Origin of the sequence: Acinetobacter sp. FDAARGOS_559 (genome assembly GCF_003940475.1) — a bacterium.
In the GTDB taxonomy this organism is placed as follows: Bacteria; Pseudomonadota; Gammaproteobacteria; order Pseudomonadales; family Moraxellaceae; genus Acinetobacter; species Acinetobacter baumannii.
In genome coordinates this window covers 3,617,961-3,636,246 of the sequence record NZ_RKJG01000005.1, presented here as the reverse complement: position 1 = coordinate 3,636,246, position 18,286 = coordinate 3,617,961, and the positions used below count along the sequence as shown (strand labels likewise).

Below are 18,286 nucleotides of genomic sequence, written 5' to 3'. Positions count from 1 at the left end.
TTTCATCTCTCCTTGATTACTTAATACAAATGTCATTCCATTTTTCGACAGAAAGTGGACCTTTAATTGTTTGGATTAACATCACTGATTTTTTTGATGCATCAAAACGATAGGCTGATCCGACTGGTAAAATTGCTTGATGACCTTTTTTCAAGACAACATATCCCATTGGTATTCCATCTGGTCTCTCTCCCGCAAGATGAGTACCCTCTTGATCCTGTAAGACTATTGGGTCTTTTAATTTCAAATAATCGACACGAACTTCGCCATCCATTACAATAACAAATTCATCATGTGATGCGGTATACCAAGCAGATTGTCCTTCTGCCAGAACAGATTCAATGACAAACTTGAGGTTCATCCCAACAACTGTTTTTTCATAAGGTTTACTCATTGCTGCCACTTCAAAAATATTTGAAAAGGCATAATTAGTAGCTTCACCCTGAATAATCTGGATTGAACCTTTTTCGTAGTTTTCCAAACTACCGAGCTTTGTTGTATAAGCACTCATTTCCATATTCCTTACTGAAATTCTTCGTGTATGGTCTTTCCTCGACAGTTTGAAATTACGCCAATCCCTTGTTGAAGACAATGAAGAAAGCAGCAACATGAATGTTTGCAATCTGCGAACAATTAAAAAAATAAATATAAAAAACAAAATCTTACAAATACTTTCTATAACAATCCTCTGTTTTAGTCACATTGACAGCTCAGCATACTTTGCACTTGAATAAAAAACGTTCGGATGAAGTACATAAGTTATGTGCTCTCATAATTTTTTTACGAGAAGAGCAAAGGCTATCGTAGTAAAAACTATTTACATCCACTACTCACTGGAATTGAAAGTAGAAAATTATCATATTTAATTGATTTAACTTTCTTTTTTAAAATTCATTTAAAAGGATATTAAGATGAATCTACAAAAATGGGATACTTCCTATGAATGGAAAATTGTACTTCTTCTCACTCTTGGTTTTGGACTTGTAGGATTAGATAGATGGATTATTGCACCATTACTACCTTCAATTATGAGAGACCTCTCTTTAAGCTATCAGGACGTTGGTCTGATATTTGGAGCATTAGGTATCACATGGGGTGTTTTTGCAATTTTTGCTGGTAGTCTCTCAGATAAAATTGGTCATCGTAAAATCTTAATAGTATCACTACTTGTCTTTTCTTTAGCTTCTGGTTTTTCTGGTTCAGCAATGGGACTTACGAGCTTAATATTGATCCGAGCATTGATGGGAATTTCAGAAGGAGCATTTTGTCCGACTAGTTTTGCAGCAACAGCTGTAGCAGCAAAACCTTCACGCCGTGGAGCATTACAAGGATTGCAGCAAAGTGGTTTTGCCTTATTTGGTCTAGGCCTAGGACCACTTATCGCAACTCAACTACTTTTAATCGTACCATCTTGGCGCGAGGTATTTTGGGTAGTTGCAATTCCTGGATTCATTTTAGCTGCTTGTCTTTTCTTTGTATTAAGAGAACCTCAAAATACTCAAGGGGGACAATTATTAATTGCTCAGAAAAATACTGAAGCTCATGTAAAAGTTAATTGGATGGAATTATTAAAGACACGTAATATTTTGCTAAGCATGATCGGTCTCTTTTGTACAATGTCCTGTGTTTTCGTGATTAGTGCAATGGTCCCTCTATATCTTGAAAACTTTTTAAAAATGAATCCACAAGATATGGGGATAATTGTTTCTGCAATTGGATTTGGTGGTTTCTTGGGTCAATTTCTTGTTCCTGCGCTTTCTGACTGGATTGGTCGCCGTATGGCTTCTATTTTAGGATTTCTAGGTTCAGCTATTTTCATTTATTTATTTGCGAATGCTTCAGCATCCTTATCTGTTCTATTTGGATTACTGTTTGTAGTCTCATTTTTTAGCTTAGGTCTAATTGCTTTACTTTCAGGTCCATTAGCTGCTGAATCTGCCCCTGTAGGCTTAGTTGCATCTGCAATTGGCCTTGTTGTTGGCGCTGGTGAAATATTTGGTGGAGGTGTTGCTCCAGTAATTTCAGGAATAATTGCTGAAAACTATGGTATTCAAAATATTTTCTATCTAAGTTTAATAGGAGCAATTATAGGTATGTTTATTAGTTTCTTTATTCTTGAAACAGCTCCGCGTAAAGTACAAAATATCCAAGCATTTGAAATTGAGCCAACTCAAGAATAGTTTACATCTTTTATTAAAAGCATTCTTAAGGAGTGCTTTTTCTACTCTATCATGTTAAAAAATATATAACTTTTCAAACTTTTAGCAAACCTGTCATTGATACCTTTTGCTTGCATATCAGGCATGCTTTAATTTTTCTAAATGTATAACTGATTATTTAGGTAATTTAAGTAAATCTGTAAATTTCATCGGGTATAAAATCAATACCTTTATTTTCATAGTTGATGGATTAACTCATGGATAAATTACAATGTATGGAAGCCTTTGTGAGAGTCGCACAAAGTGGAAGTTTTATTCAGGCCGCAGAATCTCTTGGTGTTACACGCTCAGTGATAAGTACACGTATTCAGCAGCTTGAAAAATTTGTAGATGCACCATTATTTCATCGTAGTACACGATCAGTAAGATTATCAGCTATTGGTGAAAAGTATTATCCTGAATGTGTAGAGCTAATTAGTCGTTTCGAGCAACTAGCCGATGAGATGTCACATGCAAAAAATGAGTTACATGGTCGCTTACGTATTTATATGGCACCAGGTTTTGCTTTAAGCTATTTCAGTAAACTTTTATCTCAATTCACTACACAATACAGAGATATTGAATTAGATATTGTTGTATATGATAAAGTCATTGATCCAATTTCTTCTGGATTTGATATCGCTTTTCAGATGTTTCCCCCAAAAGGTGAAAGTCTAATTGAGAGAAAAATTTTTAATATAAACCGTGTAATGTGTGCTTCACCAGAATTTATCGAAAAACATGGTCAACCCCAAAGCCCACAGCAGCTTCAGCAATTTGAATTAGGCTATTATTCGGGATACCCTGAAAGAAATAAGATCAAATTTATGATCAATAATAGATTCCATGAATTCTCTATTCACGCAAGGGTTTCATCAAGCTCAATTCATTTATTACATGATTTTGCATTAACAGGAGGAGGAATCGTTTGCTTACCAACAATTGTGGCTCGAGAGAGCCTTTTAGATAAAAAACTGACTCCTGTACTTATAGACTACCCACTGCCTAATTATGGATTAAGAGCAGTATTCCCTTCAAACTCTAGAAATTTAACCAAGATTCGTTGCATGATTGATTTTCTAGTTGAAAAACTTGATCTAGTACCTGAGTGGGATCAACAGCTCATCGAAAAGGGATATTTATCACCTATGGTTAAGCTGTTTCAATAATTAATCTTTACCCTCATTACTTCAATTAAGAAAAGAACTGCCTCAACCAGACAGCTCTTCAAATATACTATTCATGGTGTAAAAAAGAACTGAAATTATCTTTATTTACTTCTTAAAAGTTAAGCGTGTATGAGGTAATAATCCGGTTTTCCATATAGTCCCCTCCAATATCATTTTTATAATTTAAGTTAAGCCATTGCAGGCCAAGCCCTTTGAATTTTCCTTCTTTTATTTTGTAATTCATAATGAAATCAAATTCACTTTCATCAAATCCTTTTTCATTATTAATTAGATAATTTTTCCCATCAACGTAACGAAGTAAAAAGCTCAAACCAGGCATTAACCAGCCAGCATCATGATTAAAAGTGAAGTGGTATGAAAGCTCATTAGCTTTATTGAAAGTGCCTTGCGTCCAATTAATATAACTAAGAACAGGAACAGCCCCATCTAACATAGGAAAATCAGTATTCCCTCCAATTTTTTGAACCCCTATACCGAAAGTATTTGGTCCATACCCAATCTCTTGCATCAAACCAAAATATTGATTATCAATTTTTCCTAATAATTGACGTCCGGTCTCTTCTGTATAGTAATAACGGAATTTAGTTTTTAATCTAAATTGATCAAAATCTTCTTTTAAATTTAGCCCCAATGAATACTGATCATATAAATCTTCTAGCTCGCTCACAAATAACTGTGTATCAAGTTTTCCTTGAAAAGATTTATGTTTTAGATCGATATATGTTAAACCATCTGATGCATGATTTTTTACAGATAATTTTTTAAATTTTTCCTCATTTCTTACTGAATATCTATTTAAATGACCAATATCTATACTTAAATCTTTATTAATCTGCCCTGAGTATAAAACTCCTTGATAGATCGTTATTAGTTGGCGACTATAATCCGTAGTAGCAAGAGGCGTATCAACCCATTGCTCTCCCCAACTTAACTTATGTTGTTTATGCTGAAAGCCAATTGATCCTGCAATTTTGTTATAACTTGAAGCTTGCTTTTGAGAGTCTTTATCGAAAGGCAAGATTAAATCATTTAAATGATTATCACTACTTAAACGCTGTGCATACTGCAAGGATCCTGTTATTAATAAATTTGTATCTTGAGTTAAGTTCTGCTTAGTACTTGCTCGAGCAATTACTCCCTGACTCCAGCTTCCAATCGAAGGCTTACTGTCATCGTTATAATCCCGATCTGCATAAAGATTTTTAAATGTTAAATCTACGTTTATGTCTTTTGCAAAGACGACATTAACCTTTGCCGCCATGACCAAAAGACATGGCACAATATAAATAAGTTTATTCATTTTTAATCCATTAATTTATTTAATATTTTTTACAGTCCTGAATCCTACATGACTGATTCCTAAATCTGCCTCTTGTGAATGGCGCGCTGATGCTCGATAGCGCATACAATAATTAGAGGCACATAAAAATGAGCCACCCTTTATCGTATAACTGTTAAAAACTTGAGGATGACCCGTGTGTAATTGTTGCTCTCCCATATGGTCATCATGAGTCCCTGTAAATGGACTACTTGTGTACTCCCATACATTACCGATCATGTCATATAGACCAAATCCATTTGATGGAAAACAACCTACTGGTGCGACATCCTCAAATCCATCTTTATTTTCATTTTGATAAGGGAATTGCCCTTCCCAAACATTTGCATCTATATGCTCAAGATTTGCACTAATATCCCGCTCTTTACTGAAGCCTTTAGCTGCATATTCCCATTGTTCTTCAGTAGGTAAGTCTCTTCCTAACCAATCGGCATAGGCCATTGCATCTTTCAATGTAATCATGCGGACAGGCTCATTAGGAAGAATCTGCCGTGTAGCATCTGGTCCCCAAGGATGTCGCCAATTTGCCCCTTTCATCAAAGACCACCAAGCCAGTTCAGCAACTTGTTCTTTTGGAGGAGTAAATACGGCAGCTTCTCCTTGTGACTCCGCTTCCGTTAAATACCCTGTAGCTTTTACAAAACTTTGAAATTGTGCATTTGTCACCTCAGTCGCATCAATCCAGAATTCTTTAATTGTACGATCACTTTTATAGAGTGCTTTTTCTTCAGGATAACTATTATTGTTTCCAATCTTAAAAGTCCCACTAGGTATTTTTACCATCCCAGCATAGGCATCTTTTTGCCAGTTAACAGGTAGACCTGAATACTCTTTACATTTATTTAAACTTCCTAATTGTTGTAACTTAGGTCCCCGAATTTGCTTTTTGGAAGGCTTACTACATCCTGTGACTCCCAAAATACAGGCAAAAACCACTACACATTGAATAGTTCTCATACCAATTTCCTTTTGAGATTCAAACCAATAAATATTATATTTCGAGAATCAACTGAGCTTACTCAAATGAATAAGCTCATATTTAAAATCCCCAAAATCAGATAATTCCTTAGTGAGCAGTAGTTGACTGATTAGCTACTTGTTTTAAAAATTCAGGTTGAATGCATTTATCATAAAAACAATTCATTTGACCATATTTATAACGTACAGGAGCTTCAGTTACACCTACACGTTTGGCATATACATCCCAATCTGCTGCTAGTTCCTTTACTTTTTCTGGTTTTTTAAGTGCCAAATTAATACGGTAAGAAGGATCAGTTTTACGGTTATATAACTCCCATTGTCCTGTACCGTAAGGAGGAGCCTGATACTGAATAGCCCAATCTCCCTTATAAAGAGCACGGCGTGTGTTAAATTCCCATCCTAACGTTCTTTCTGGTAATTTTTTCCCGCTAAAAATAGGTAAGAATGAACGACCTTCTAACTTTAAAATTGGATTTCCTTCAAAATTTTCTGGGCGTTTAGTATTTGTAAGATCTAAAACTGAAGGTACGAAATCCATAACATGCAGTGTTTCACTATTAATCTGCCCAGCTTTAACTTTAGCTGGATAACGAATTATGGCTGGGACATGAATTCCCCCATTCGCCAAGAAGCTTTTAAAATATGGAAGCGGTGTTGAAGCAACTTGTGCCCATTGAGGTCCTAATGTTACATACGAACCCTTACGTCCCATGTTTTTAGGGCTGTTATCAAATGTAGCATTTACCCACTCTCGGATACCATTCTTATCCTCAGTTGTCCCCAACGATTCAGGAGTAGCAGACTCAGCGCCATTGTCAGACATAAATAAAATAAGCGTATTATCTAACTCTCCACTACGCTTTAAGTAATCAATTACACGCCCAATATTGTGATCAAGATTATCGATCATTGCTGCATAAATTTGCATTGTTTTTATTTGATCTTGTTTTTGGCTTTCTGTTAACTGCTCCCATGCAGGGAAAACATCCATTAATGGATTATTAATTTTTGTTCCCTTTGGCATAATTCCAAGCTTAATCATACGCTCTAAACGAGCTTGGCGAATTTTTTCATACCCTTCTTTATAATGCCCTTCATATTTTTTCAAATACTGATCAGGTGCTTGTAACGGCCAATGTGGTGCGGTGAAAGCCAAATATCCAAAAAAAGGTTGTCCTTTTTTTCGATCATTTTCCATATAGGAAATCATTTTAGTTGTAAAAAAATCACTTGAATAAAAATCTTTAGGTAAATTTATATCTTTACCATCTTCAAGATAGCGGGCTTTATAATTACCAGGGAACATTTGGCTTGCATCCATATGTGCAGCACCACCTGGCATTAGTGTAAATGAGCGATCAAAACCTCGAGCTTTTGCATTACTGTCTTCAGTGGAGCCTAAATGCCATTTACCTGCTACAAATGAAGCATATCCTTGAGTTTTTAAAATTTCAGCTAAAGTAATTACTCTTTTATTTAAGCGACCTTCATAACCAGGTTTACCTTTTTGTTCAGGCTGCAAATACTCAGCCATGGTTCCAAATCCGGCTTGATGGCTATCATTGCCCGTCAAAAGCATGGAACGAGTTACTGAACATGTTGGACCTGCATGAAAATTAGTTAGAATAGCGCCTTCTTTAGCGAGCTTATTAATATTAGGAGTTCGTATTTCACTCCCAAAAGGCTCTGTATCAGAAAAACCCAAATCATCTGCAACAATCACTAATACATTAGGTTTCCTAACAGTATCGGTCGCATTAGCCAAAGCTGCACATAGCATCGTTGGTATAAATAATGATGCGATTGTCAGTTTTTTTCTAACCATAACAAAATCCTTATGAACAGTTTTATTTTCTGCAATAAATCCTTGCATCTAGGAAATATACATTTATATACTCAAATGAATACAATCAAATATGCAAATTGAGAGTTCTTATATTTCGAACAAATATTTTTAAGAAAAACTAAAGAATCTTTGTAGAGCCCTTATAAAAATATTTTTTGTTCTTATATAAGCTTATAGACTCAACAATTAAAAAATATTCAAAAATTTGTCTTTTTATATACACCTAGTCTTAAAAAATTGTTTCTTTCACTTCTAAATTATTGCAAATATTTTGATAAACATATATTTGCAATAATAACACCTCTCCATTACACCGTGTTTAGTTACAACCAATGCACCCAAAACTTTTTATTTGCATGAAGTTAGTCCTCGTAAAAAATATTCAAACACACTCTCCCTCTCGCTTACCCTGCCAGAACTTAAAAGCTGAATGATTGTGCCTTCCACCATATATAAAAATAGTTTGGCATCGGTAAAAGAGACATCGGTTTTTAGGGTTCTAAGCTGGCTATAAATTTCATTTTTTAGCCATGTTCTATAGCGCACTGCGGATTGATAAGCGTTGGGATAGCTATTTTTAATTTCAAAAACGGCTTTAAATAATAAGTAATACGGCCCTTCTAAATCGGTATGTAGAAAGTAAAGCTTTTTGAGTTTATCTATTACAAGAGTGTTTAAGTCATATTCGACCATTGCGACTACTTGTTCCTGGAGCTTTTCTTTTTGCACCATCAGGCAAATTTCAATGAGTCGTTCTTTAGAGTGAAAATAATTATAAAAAGTCGCTTTAGTAATCTCTGATTCTTTCACTATTCTGTCGACCCCAATAAGGTGGAACCCACGGTGATGAAACAGATCAATTGCTTTATTTACAACGTATAAGGCACGTGTTGGGAGAACTAAATTTGGCATAGTTTTACCGTTATAAATTCTTGTTGTTTCTAAATGAGATACTTTTTTGGGAGAAAAAAAGGCACATCAAAGCCATAAAGACTGTGCTTGGCACATCTCAAGTTTTATTGTTGATGCAAGTTTTTTGAGCCGTAATGACTTAAAGCATGAAAACCCTACAGGCTATCAAGCTGCTTTAAATTGTTAAGTTGTGTCGTTATAGCTTTTGGCAAAGGCTGCCAAAAAATAGTGGATGTGCAAAGCCAACTCCTTTTTATTGGGAGTTCTGCCAAAATATTTAAATTATGGTGGCAGAACGAAAGGGGGTTCGCAGACTGGAAACAAAGGAACCAGCACACCAGAGGTGTCCCCCTTCCGCCCTACCGTAGAGAAAAAGGGGGCGAACGAGTTCCCGACACACAAAACAAGAATTTTGCATATCGACTTTGTTTTCCCGGTCTGCGACAACCGGCTGGCAATGTGGCCAGCATGCGAAGAATAGTATTCCACCCTCTTGTAGTCAAGCACACAAAATGACATTTGATTTAAATTAGATCATTAAAAAGTAAGGATAAATAATTAACAAGTTATTGTTAAAGTAGGATTTATAAAGAGAATGAACACTAGATAATAAAGACTCAATATTCGATCCTCCTATTAAAGAGGAATTCCTATAGAAAGCGTTAATGCATTTAAATAGTGTTGGGTGAAAAAATTTCTAGATACATATACGGAGGAAGAAAATGGCATTATTCCAAATAAAATAAAGCTAAGCCACGATAACCGCGACTTAGCTTTAAAAAATAATTTTAATTAAAAAATTACTTATTTGATGTCTGCAAATTCAGAAACAGGCTTGTTCACTTCAACTTTTGTGCCGCCAAATTTTTCATTTACAAACTTTTGTACTTTAGGTAAGTGGTAAAGTTCACCAAGCTTCGTATAGATCGGGTCATTTTTGTTCGCTTCAGCAACACCTAATAAATTGACATAAAGCTTAGTAGACTGATCGATTGGCTCACGGAAGATTGCGTCTTTCATTACATTGAGGCCACCCTCAAGTGCCAATGTATTACCCAGTACAATCGCATCTACATCGTTTTTAACACGAACTGCGGTTGTCATTTGAATAGGTTTTAATTGTAAGTTTTTAGGGTTTTCAGCAATATCATTCACTGTCCCTTTTACAGGGTCAAAACCTGGTTTAAGTTTAATTAATTTAGCAGACTGCAATAATGTTAATGCACGAGCTTCGTTAGCAGTATCGTTTGGAATTGCAATGGTAGCGCCTTGCGGGAACTCATCAACGGTTTTAACTTTATTTGCATAAATACCCATTGGTTCCAAGTAAGTTGTCGCAACAGCAGCAACTTTAGCTTTATTTGAAGCATTATAAGCTGCCAAATAGTTGAATGACTGGAACGCATTTACATCTTGTTCGCCACTTGCTACAGACGTATTGAGCACAACATAGTCAGTCAAATTGGTTACTTCGAGTTTAATACCCGCTTGAGCAGTTTCAGGAAGTGTTGCCACGTATTTCCATACGTCCGTATCAGAACCTGTTGAAACCAATTTAATTGTACGAACCGACTCAGTTTTATCTTTGGCTGCTGCTGTATTTTCAGTTTGTGCAGGCTGTTTATTACATGCAGTAAGTGTCAGTACAGAGGCACTGAACAGTACGCTAAATAATTTTTTCATAAATATATCCTAAAATAGGAAACGCCTCCCCTAAATCAGAGAGAGACATTTCCAACCATTGGGTCGAAATGCAATATTTGGCTGGATATAATTTCCAGATATAGGGTTTAGAAGCCTGATTTCAGCATCATTCCTTCCGTGAATTTGCACGCTGAACAATAGAATTATGTTTTGAATCAGTTTCTAAATATGGCCTCATCATATATCAATAAATGAATATTCTACAAATAACTTGTTCGATTCTGATATATAGGCCTCTTATTGCTAAGATATTGAAAACAAAAAACATATTATATAAAGATAGTAATTTTGATTAAAATATATACTCGCTTGATTTATATGAAATTTTTGGCATTTATTAGCAAGATTTAAGCTAAATGAAGTTGTAATTTTTATTTTAAGCATAAAAAAAGCCCCTGCTTTTAACAGGGGCTTTTAGAATTTGGCGGAAGCGGTGAGATTCGAACTCACGGAGGACTCACACCCTCGTCGGTTTTCAAGACCGGTGCATTAAACCGCTCTGCCACGCTTCCATGTGCGTAAGAATACAAAGCTTATTCATTTTATTCAAGAAAAAAATCATCGCTTTGTGTTCAAGTGCATATTGTTTCATCAATTTTACAGTTGGGCAGCCAATTCTGCTCCTTCTTTAATCGCACGCTTCGCATCTAGCTCTGCTGCGAGCTTTGCACCACCAATAATATGGTAGTTCGCTATAGTCGACTCCCCTTCTTTTGGCATCAAGTCTTTTACCGACTCTTGCCCCGCACACACTACAACGGTATCTACACGTAAAAGCTGGTCCTGACCATTATGCTCAATCCAAAGCCCTTCATCGGTAACTGCTTTATATTGCACGCCACGAAGCATGCGTACACCGTGCTTTTTAAGCTGAGCACGATGTACCCACCCCGAAGTCTTGCCAAGACCAATACCGAGTGGGGTTGTTTTACGTTGCAGTAAATAAATTTCTCTTATTGCTGGCTCAACTACTGGTGGTTGCATACCACCTTCCGAAACATAATTTGGATCTGGGTCTACCCCCCACTCACGTTGCCACTCGGCTAAAGGTTGAGGCTGTGGTTGATGTGGTGGTTTAAGTAAAAATTCTGAGACATCGAAACCAATACCACCTGCCCCAATCACTGCAACCTTTCGTCCAACTTCAGCACCCTGTAAAACTTGAGCATAAGAAAGGACTTGAGGTGAATTACTTCCTTCAATCTTTAATGCGCGCGGCACGACTCCAGTCGCCACAATCACCTCATCAAAACCTTCACGTTCAAGTTGTTCACGATTAACACGAGTATTTAAACGAACATCTACCCCAGTTTTTTGAAGTTGTACTTTAAAGTAGCGAATCGTTTCGTGAAATTCTTCTTTACCCGGCACAACCTTTGCAAAGTTAAACTGACCACCTACATCTGCATTGGCTTCAAACAGGGTCACTGCATGACCGCGACGTGCAGCAACAGTTGCAGCAGACATACCGGCTACACCACCACCTACAACGGCGATACGCTTTGGTTGTTTGGTTTTTAAATAAACCAATTCAGTTTCATGGCCTGCACGTGGGTTTACTAAACAAGATACACGCTTATTTTTAAATGCATGATCTAAACATGCTTGGTTACAGGCAATACACGTATTAATTTCATCTACACGATTGGTCGCAGTTTTATTTACCCAAAAAGCATCCGCTAATAAAGGGCGAGCCATTTGAATCATATCTGCTTTGCCAGTTGCCAAAATCTCTTCAGCAGTTTCAGGCATATTAATACGGTTAGAAGCAATGATTGGAATTGAAATATGTTGTTTTACATGAGCCGTATAATCGACAAACGCGGCACGAGGCACAGAAGTGACAATAGTCGGCACACGTGCTTCATGCCAACCAATACCCGTATTTAATAAAGTGACACCCGCTTTTTCTAAAGCTTTCGCAACCGTAACCACTTCTTGCATGGTGTTACCGTCATGCACAAGGTCGAGCAACGATAAACGGAAACAGATAATAAATTTTTCGCCAACTTTTGCGCGGATCGCTTTGACAATTTCAACTGGAAAACGCATACGGTTTTCAATTTCACCACCCCAACGGTCTGTACGCTGGTTTACATGGCGACTTAAAAACTGGTTAATCAGATATCCTTCTGACCCCATAATTTCGACGCCGTCATAACCTGCTTTTTTAGCAATGTCAGCGCACTGTGCGTAATCTTCTATTGTGCTGAGAATATTTTTTTCAGAAAGTTGACGTGGCTTAAATGGTGAAATCGGTGATTTTATTGCACTCGAAGATACTACAAATGGCTGGTAACCATAGCGTCCCGCATGCAATATTTGCATCAGAATTTTTGAACCATGCTTATGGACGGCATGAGTCACCAAACGGTGCTGCGGAATATCAAATAAGCTATTCATGGTTCCGCCAGCCGGAGCCAACCATCCTTGACGGTTCGGAGAAATACCGCCAGTCACAATCAAACCAACTCCACCTTTGGCACGCTCTTCAAAATAAGCTGCCAGTTTTGGGTAGTTAAAAAAGCGGTCTTCAAGCCCCGTATGCATAGATCCCATGACCACACGGTTTTTAATGGTTGTGAAGCCCAAATGTAATGGTTTTAATAAATTGGCGTAACTTGTCATGCTGCGTCCCAATATTTTTCTGCAACTTGTTGCATAGTACTTTGATTTGTTATTGGAGTGGTTGACACATTTTCACTAAAATGTAGTCAAATACGTCAATATTAGAATATAGTCAGATTATATAATTGATATAACACTCAAATCTTGGAAGCTAACAAAACAATATGCTATCTAGGCCTAAATACTTATTTCATGGCTCTACAAGCTATCGAGAATATCTTGAGCCAAAACAAGCCATAGGCGATGGAGAAATGGACAATGCCATTGGTATATATGCCGTTGAAGATAAAAGAATTGCGCAATTATTTGCAATTGAATATCTCGGCCTATCCAATGACGCCCGCTTCAGTATTAAATTTAAGGATGACTTCGTCTATGTTGAACTTTACCAATGTAGTGTCAATTGGGATCGTATTGGTTATTTATATACACTTCCTTCAGAGAACTTCATAAAAATTGACCATATGCAATGGCTATCATCAGAAAGTGTTATTCCCACGAAAGTTGAACCTGTTAATCCTCACGATTTCAAAACATTTATCCAACAACGTTCAAAATAGATGTATCTCTAATATGAAAAATCCATCCATCTATTTTGACTCATCATTTCAATAGATCACCCAAATAGAAAAAAATACCAAGACTTATAAAAATTTTAATTTTCACCACGATCAACTCGATTTTACAAAACTTTACTGCACTAAAAGTGTTACAATAGTTCCGATTTTTTATTCTCAAGATGCCCTATTCGGTATCTTTACTAATAAATGTTAGGATTAGCAATGACTGATAATGCAACTATCTTGCAGCATGTACCAGTAGGCAAAAAAGTTGGGATTGCCTTCTCCGGTGGTCTAGACACTTCAGCTGCTTTATTGTGGATGAAACAAAAAGGCGCTGAGCCTTATGCATATACTGCAAACTTAGGCCAGCCAGATGAAGATGACTACGATGCAATTCCAAAGAAAGCAGAACAATACGGCGCTGTAAAAGCTCGCTTAATTGACTGCCGCTTACAATTGGCGCTTGAAGGTATTGCTGCAATTCAGTGTGGTGCATTCCATATCAGTACAGGTGGTGTTCCTTATTTCAATACGACTCCACTCGGTCGTGCAGTAACAGGTACTATGCTCGTTACTGCCATGAAAGAAGATGACGTAAACATCTGGGGTGATGGTTCAACTTATAAAGGTAACGATATTGAACGTTTCTATCGTTATGGTTTGTTGACCAACCCAAATCTTAAAATTTACAAGCCGTGGTTAGATCAAAACTTTATTGATGAGCTTGGTGGCCGTGCAGAAATGTCACAGTTCCTCATCGACAACGGTTTTGACTACAAAATGTCAAAAGAAAAAGCGTACTCAACTGACTCAAACATGTTGGGCGCAACTCACGAAGCAAAAGATCTTGAATACCTAAATGCAGGTATCAAAATCGTTGACCCAATCATGGGCGTTGCTTTCTGGAAAGAAGAAGTTGAAATCAAACCAGAAGAAGTGACTGTACGTTTTGAAGAAGGTGTACCTGTTGCATTAAATGGTCAGCGTTTTGACAATCCGGTTGAGCTTATTCTTGAAGCAAACCGTATTGGTGGCCGTCATGGTTTAGGTATGTCTGACCAAATCGAAAACCGTATTATCGAAGCGAAATCTCGTGGTATCTATGAAGCACCGGGTATGGCCCTTCTTCATATTGCTTACGAGCGTTTGGTTACTGGTATTCACAACGAAGATACGATCGAACAATACCGCATTAACGGTTTACGTTTAGGCCGTTTACTTTACCAAGGCCGTTGGTTCGACTCACAAGCGCTTATGTTGCGTGAAACTGCACAGCGTTGGGTAGCTAAAGCGATTACTGGTGAAGTAACACTTGAACTTCGTCGTGGTAATGACTACACCATCATGAACACTGAATCTCCAAACTTAACGTACGAAGCTGAACGTTTAACAATGGAAAAAGGTGATTCAATGTTTACGCCAATGGACCGCATTGGTCAGTTGACTATGCGTAACCTCGACATTACCGATACACGTGCAAAACTAGGCATCTATACAGATGCTGGCTTGCTTTCAATCGGTCAAGGTTCTGCTGTACCTCAATTAGACAATAAGAAAAAATAATTTCTTATAACGTCAAAAAAGCCACCTCAATAGGTGGCTTTTTTATACTTAAAGTTAAGTTAGGCAATTTCGGCGACTTGTAATGGCTGATAATAAATTTGATTACGGCCAAGCTGTTTTGCCCGATATAAAGCCTGATCTGCCGCATGAATAAGCCTATCTTGTCCCATCTTTAGCCCACCCGTATATACGGTAAACCCTAAACTGATAGTGACATACTTCGACACTAAAGAAGCTGCATGAGGAATCGCTTGCCGCTCAATGGCTTTATAGATATTTGCAGCCACTGAATAAGCACCCTGTGCAGGTGTTTCAGGTAAAAGTACAACGAACTCCTCGCCCCCATAACGCGCAACAAAGTCGACATGACGAATTGAGTTTTTAATTGCTGCGGCAATGCTAGAGATGACTTTATCTCCCATCTGGTGCCCGTAAAAATCGTTATAGTTTTTAAAAAAATCAATATCAATAAATAAAACAGCTAAAGGACGCTTCTCCTGATTTGCTCGGTAGTAGAAAAAATCAAACATCTCATCAAATGTACGTCGATTCGAAATTTGAGTCAGGGCATCCTGCTGGCTTAAATGTAATAACTCCGATGCCTCAATCCGTAAGATCTGCTCATTAATTTCAGCAAGCTGGTTATTTAAAAACAGGCTTCTTTCTCTTGAGATGAGCATACTGCTAATCGAGAAACCTAAAATACAACTACCGAACAAAGCACGGCCCAACGCAATATAGTCACAATTTACATCTAACAAAATAAGAAAAGCAAAAACTAAAAATGCTGCCAATAAACCAACACAAAGCATATGCAAAGGTTTAATACCGCTTAATATAAACCCGAGCATATATAAAAATGAAAGAAGCAACATAGACTGGTTCTTAAGCGCCATATTTCCGACACTAAGCAATAACATCGCATTAATAATAATGGTTAAAAATACAATGCCACATGCAGCTAAATAAAAGTGCTCGGAGAGTTTTGTAAATTTGGCAAAAACCCAGAACAATAACAGGGCAAGTGCAATATTCATTGCACTAAGTAAACAATGAATAAAGTCCAAAGTAATATAAGGTACCCCAATCACTAAATAGTCGGTCGGCAGGGCCAATAAAATAAAAATTAAATAAGTGAGTACACCACTTGCTAGAAACTTTGAGATGTTCTGTCTAGTTCGATCAAGATTTAAACACCAGAATTTTTTTTCCAGTTGCTTGGGCAAAGGCATGTTGGCATAACGATGGGTATGTAGAGTGACCAAATACTCGATTTCTTCTTTAGATTTGAGTAATTGATGTACATTTCCCCTATTCGCCACTAGTCGATTCCCACATATTCTGCATTAACAAAATATAACATTATTTTTTAAAGCTCCCTGCGCTTTATTTTGCCATTTGTCCGTAATTCTCGTTACCATTTTCACACTTTATCGATTATCATTTGTTTTATTTCGAAGTTTGAACTGCCTTGAACTCTATTACCCTGCTCCAGCCAGATGATTGGCATGCACATTTACGTGATGGTTTAGCATTAAAACGTACTGTTCCAGATTTGGCTAAACAATTCGCCCGCGCGATTTGTATGCCTAACCTTGTACCGCCTGTAAAAACAGTAGAAGAAGCTTTAGCTTATCGCGAACGCATTCTTGCTCATGTTCCGGAAGGCAATAATTTTGACCCTCGTATGGTGCTTTATTTTACTGACCACACTTCACCTGATGAAGTTCGTAAAATTAAAGAATCAGAACATGTAAATGCAATTAAGCTTTATCCTGCTGGTGCGACCACAAACTCCGATAATGGTGTGAGTGATATTCGTAAAGTTTATGCAGTCATTGAGCAATTAGAGGAACATCAAGTTCCGTTATTGCTTCATGGTGAAGTAACTCATAATCATGTAGATATTTTTGATCGTGAAAAACGCTTCCTAGATGAGGTATTATCACCTCTATTGAAACAGTTCCCGAAACTTAAAGTTGTGCTTGAGCACATCACTACTAGTGATGCAGCACACTTTGTTTTAGAACAAGACCGTAATGTGGCGGCAACAATCACTCCACAACATTTATTATTTAACCGTAATGATATGTTGGTCGGTGGTATTAAACCGCACTTCTACTGTTTACCAATTTTAAAACGCCAAACGCATCAAACGACTTTACTTGAAGTAGCGACAAGCGGTAATCCTAAATTTTTCTTAGGTACAGACAGCGCTCCTCATGCACAAAATGCAAAAGAGAATGCTTGTGGATGTGCAGGCTGCTATAGTGCACCAAATGCAATTGAGCTTTATGCACAAGCATTTGACCAAGTCGGTAAATTAGAGCGTCTAGAAGGTTTTGCTAGCCATTTTGGTGCGGACTTCTACGGTCTACCACGTAATACTTCTACCATTACTTTGGTTAAAGAAGATAACCTCGTTCCAGAATCTTTTGATTATTTAGATAATCAAAAAATCATCCCGCTGCATGCCGGGAAAACGCTGCAATGGAGAAAAGTGTGACACAAGAAAACTCTGTCCCGGTCATTGGCCAACGTTTTCGTGGCTTCTTACCTGTTGTTGTCGATGTTGAAACGGCAGGTTTTAATGCCCAGACAGATGCATTGCTAGAAATCGCATGCATTCCGATTGTGTATGATGCTCAGGGACAATTTGTCCCTGGTCCTGCATTTCATGCACATATTAACCCTTTTGAAGGGGCTAACCTCGACCGCCGTTCGCTAGACTTCATTGGTATTGACCCATTCAACCCAATGCGTATTGCAATGGCTGAAGATGAAAGAACTGCTTTACGTCGTATTTTTAAATCGGTCAATGAAGTTCGTAAACAGCAACATTGTACTCATGCAGTACTCGTAGGCCACAACGCGCATTTTGACCTTGGTTTTTTACAAGCGGCCATTGCTCGCTCAGGTACAAAAAACCAAAACCCGTTCCATAGTTTTTCAGTGATGGATACGGTCACTTTAAGTGCAGTAATGTTTGGACAAACTGTACTTGCAAAAGCATGTATTCAAGCTGGAATTGAGTTTGATGGTAAAGAAGCACACTCTGCTTTATACGATACTCAAAAGACTGCTGAACTGTTTTGCTATATTTTGAACAAACTGTCTCCTTACCTCCTTGACAGTTTGGTGGCGGCTTCTTAAGATACCGCCATCCTCAACGTCCCTATCGTCTAGAGGCCTAGGACATCGCCCTTTCACGGCGGTAACCGGGGTTCGAATCCCCGTAGGGACGCCATATTCTCTTCATATAAATTTTTTCTCTCTAAGTTCTGTCTTCTTATTCTTTTTATATTTTTTCTTTATTTCTAAATAAAATACACTTGTGCAAATATATCACTGATCCAGTATTT

At 37.5% G+C, this 18,286-nt stretch carries 15 protein-coding genes and 2 tRNA genes; 8 read left to right on the top strand and 9 right to left on the bottom strand.

Going from position 1 to position 18,286, the window contains the following annotated elements:
* Positions 1-16 precede the first annotated feature (16 nt).
* Entirely contained in the window at positions 17-511 is a 495-nt protein-coding gene (locus tag EGS71_RS19110; protein WP_001277452.1) for a hypothetical protein, read from the bottom strand.
* Between the two features lie 400 nt (positions 512-911).
* On the opposite strand from EGS71_RS19110, the gene EGS71_RS19105 reads away from it, so the two are divergent.
* Both EGS71_RS19105 and EGS71_RS19100 read left to right on the top strand, forming a co-directional pair.
* Positions 912-2,180, top strand: a complete 1,269-nt coding sequence (locus EGS71_RS19105) for an MFS transporter (protein WP_001053217.1) — start codon at positions 912-914, stop codon at positions 2,178-2,180.
* A 236-nt stretch (positions 2,181-2,416) separates the two neighbouring features.
* Positions 2,417-3,367 (top strand): LysR family transcriptional regulator, encoded by a 951-nt coding sequence (locus EGS71_RS19100; protein WP_000359628.1) that lies wholly within the window; start codon positions 2,417-2,419, stop codon positions 3,365-3,367.
* Positions 3,368-3,479: 112 nt separating this feature from the next.
* Here EGS71_RS19100 and EGS71_RS19095 read toward each other — a convergent pair whose 3' ends face one another.
* From EGS71_RS19095 to EGS71_RS22580, 4 genes are all read right to left on the bottom strand, one after another.
* Entirely contained in the window at positions 3,480-4,688 is a 1,209-nt protein-coding gene (locus EGS71_RS19095) for an OprD family outer membrane porin (protein ID WP_001037499.1), read from the bottom strand.
* Positions 4,689-4,703: 15 nt separating this feature from the next.
* Positions 4,704-5,684, bottom strand: coding sequence for a formylglycine-generating enzyme family protein (locus EGS71_RS19090; protein WP_001259241.1), 981 nt, complete (start codon positions 5,682-5,684; stop codon positions 4,704-4,706).
* A gap of 109 nt (positions 5,685-5,793) precedes the next feature.
* Complete coding sequence (locus tag EGS71_RS19085) at positions 5,794-7,533, bottom strand: arylsulfatase (RefSeq protein ID WP_004738569.1); 1,740 nt, start codon at positions 7,531-7,533, stop codon at positions 5,794-5,796.
* Between the two features lie 369 nt (positions 7,534-7,902).
* Positions 7,903-8,466 carry a TetR/AcrR family transcriptional regulator gene (locus EGS71_RS22580; protein WP_001133235.1) on the bottom strand — a complete coding sequence of 188 codons (564 nt, stop codon included), beginning with the start codon at positions 8,464-8,466 and terminating at the stop codon, positions 7,903-7,905.
* 46 nt (positions 8,467-8,512) lie between these two features.
* Here EGS71_RS22580 and EGS71_RS22500 point away from each other — a divergent pair, with 46 nt between their 5' ends.
* Complete coding sequence (locus EGS71_RS22500; protein WP_000504068.1) at positions 8,513-8,653, top strand: hypothetical protein; 141 nt, start codon at positions 8,513-8,515, stop codon at positions 8,651-8,653.
* A 617-nt stretch (positions 8,654-9,270) separates the two neighbouring features.
* Here the strand turns inward: EGS71_RS22500 and EGS71_RS19070 are convergent.
* The 3 genes from EGS71_RS19070 to EGS71_RS19060 form a co-directional block, all read right to left on the bottom strand.
* A complete protein-coding gene (locus EGS71_RS19070) occupies positions 9,271-10,149 on the bottom strand; it encodes a MetQ/NlpA family ABC transporter substrate-binding protein (RefSeq protein WP_000732870.1) in 879 nt (292 codons plus the stop codon).
* Between the two features lie 443 nt (positions 10,150-10,592).
* Positions 10,593-10,682: transfer RNA gene (locus EGS71_RS19065), tRNA-Ser, on the bottom strand.
* 85 nt (positions 10,683-10,767) lie between these two features.
* Complete coding sequence (locus tag EGS71_RS19060; protein WP_000205083.1) at positions 10,768-12,798, bottom strand: NADPH-dependent 2,4-dienoyl-CoA reductase; 2,031 nt, start codon at positions 12,796-12,798, stop codon at positions 10,768-10,770.
* Positions 12,799-12,962: 164 nt separating this feature from the next.
* Here EGS71_RS19060 and EGS71_RS19055 point away from each other — a divergent pair, with 164 nt between their 5' ends.
* Together EGS71_RS19055 and argG are read left to right on the top strand one after the other, a co-directional pair.
* Entirely contained in the window at positions 12,963-13,358 is a 396-nt protein-coding gene (locus tag EGS71_RS19055; RefSeq protein WP_000952697.1) for a hypothetical protein, read from the top strand.
* A gap of 207 nt (positions 13,359-13,565) precedes the next feature.
* Complete coding sequence (argG, locus tag EGS71_RS19050) at positions 13,566-14,924, top strand: argininosuccinate synthase (protein ID WP_001986427.1); 1,359 nt, start codon at positions 13,566-13,568, stop codon at positions 14,922-14,924.
* Between the two features lie 59 nt (positions 14,925-14,983).
* On the opposite strand, the gene EGS71_RS19045 is transcribed toward argG, so the two are convergent.
* Complete coding sequence (locus EGS71_RS19045) at positions 14,984-16,246, bottom strand: diguanylate cyclase (RefSeq protein WP_000013374.1); 1,263 nt, start codon at positions 16,244-16,246, stop codon at positions 14,984-14,986.
* Between the two features lie 149 nt (positions 16,247-16,395).
* Between EGS71_RS19045 and pyrC the strand changes: the two genes are divergently transcribed.
* The 3 genes from pyrC to EGS71_RS19030 all read left to right on the top strand — a co-directional run bounded on the left by pyrC (position 16,396) and on the right by EGS71_RS19030 (position 18,171).
* Positions 16,396-17,430 carry a dihydroorotase gene (gene pyrC, locus EGS71_RS19040; RefSeq protein WP_001084867.1) on the top strand — a complete coding sequence of 345 codons (1,035 nt, stop codon included), beginning with the start codon at positions 16,396-16,398 and terminating at the stop codon, positions 17,428-17,430.
* Complete coding sequence (gene rnt, locus EGS71_RS19035; protein ID WP_001982681.1) at positions 17,415-18,077, top strand: ribonuclease T; 663 nt, start codon at positions 17,415-17,417, stop codon at positions 18,075-18,077. Before pyrC ends, rnt begins: the two co-directional genes overlap by 16 nt.
* 18 nt (positions 18,078-18,095) lie before the next feature.
* Positions 18,096-18,171, top strand: a tRNA-Glu gene (locus EGS71_RS19030).
* Positions 18,172-18,286: the final 115 nt, after the last annotated feature.

Excerpts from the sequence above, each read along its gene's own strand:
- EGS71_RS19105 (WP_001053217.1), top strand. The coding sequence starts at position 912 with ATGAATCTACAAAAATGGGATACTTCCTATGAATGGAAAATTGTACTT.
- EGS71_RS19055 (WP_000952697.1), top strand. The coding sequence starts at position 12,963 with ATGCTATCTAGGCCTAAATACTTATTTCATGGCTCTACAAGCTATCGA.
- EGS71_RS19070 (WP_000732870.1), bottom strand. The coding sequence starts at position 10,149 with ATGAAAAAATTATTTAGCGTACTGTTCAGTGCCTCTGTACTGACACTT.
- EGS71_RS19095 (WP_001037499.1), bottom strand. The coding sequence starts at position 4,688 with ATGAATAAACTTATTTATATTGTGCCATGTCTTTTGGTCATGGCGGCA.
- argG (WP_001986427.1), top strand. The coding sequence starts at position 13,566 with ATGTTAGGATTAGCAATGACTGATAATGCAACTATCTTGCAGCATGTA.
- EGS71_RS22580 (WP_001133235.1), bottom strand. The coding sequence starts at position 8,466 with ATGCCAAATTTAGTTCTCCCAACACGTGCCTTATACGTTGTAAATAAA.
- EGS71_RS19060 (WP_000205083.1), bottom strand. The coding sequence starts at position 12,798 with ATGACAAGTTACGCCAATTTATTAAAACCATTACATTTGGGCTTCACA.
- EGS71_RS19090 (WP_001259241.1), bottom strand. The coding sequence starts at position 5,684 with ATGAGAACTATTCAATGTGTAGTGGTTTTTGCCTGTATTTTGGGAGTC.
- rnt (WP_001982681.1), top strand. The coding sequence starts at position 17,415 with ATGGAGAAAAGTGTGACACAAGAAAACTCTGTCCCGGTCATTGGCCAA.
- EGS71_RS19085 (WP_004738569.1), bottom strand. The coding sequence starts at position 7,533 with ATGGTTAGAAAAAAACTGACAATCGCATCATTATTTATACCAACGATG.
- EGS71_RS19110 (WP_001277452.1), bottom strand. The coding sequence starts at position 511 with ATGAGTGCTTATACAACAAAGCTCGGTAGTTTGGAAAACTACGAAAAA.
- EGS71_RS19100 (WP_000359628.1), top strand. The coding sequence starts at position 2,417 with ATGGATAAATTACAATGTATGGAAGCCTTTGTGAGAGTCGCACAAAGT.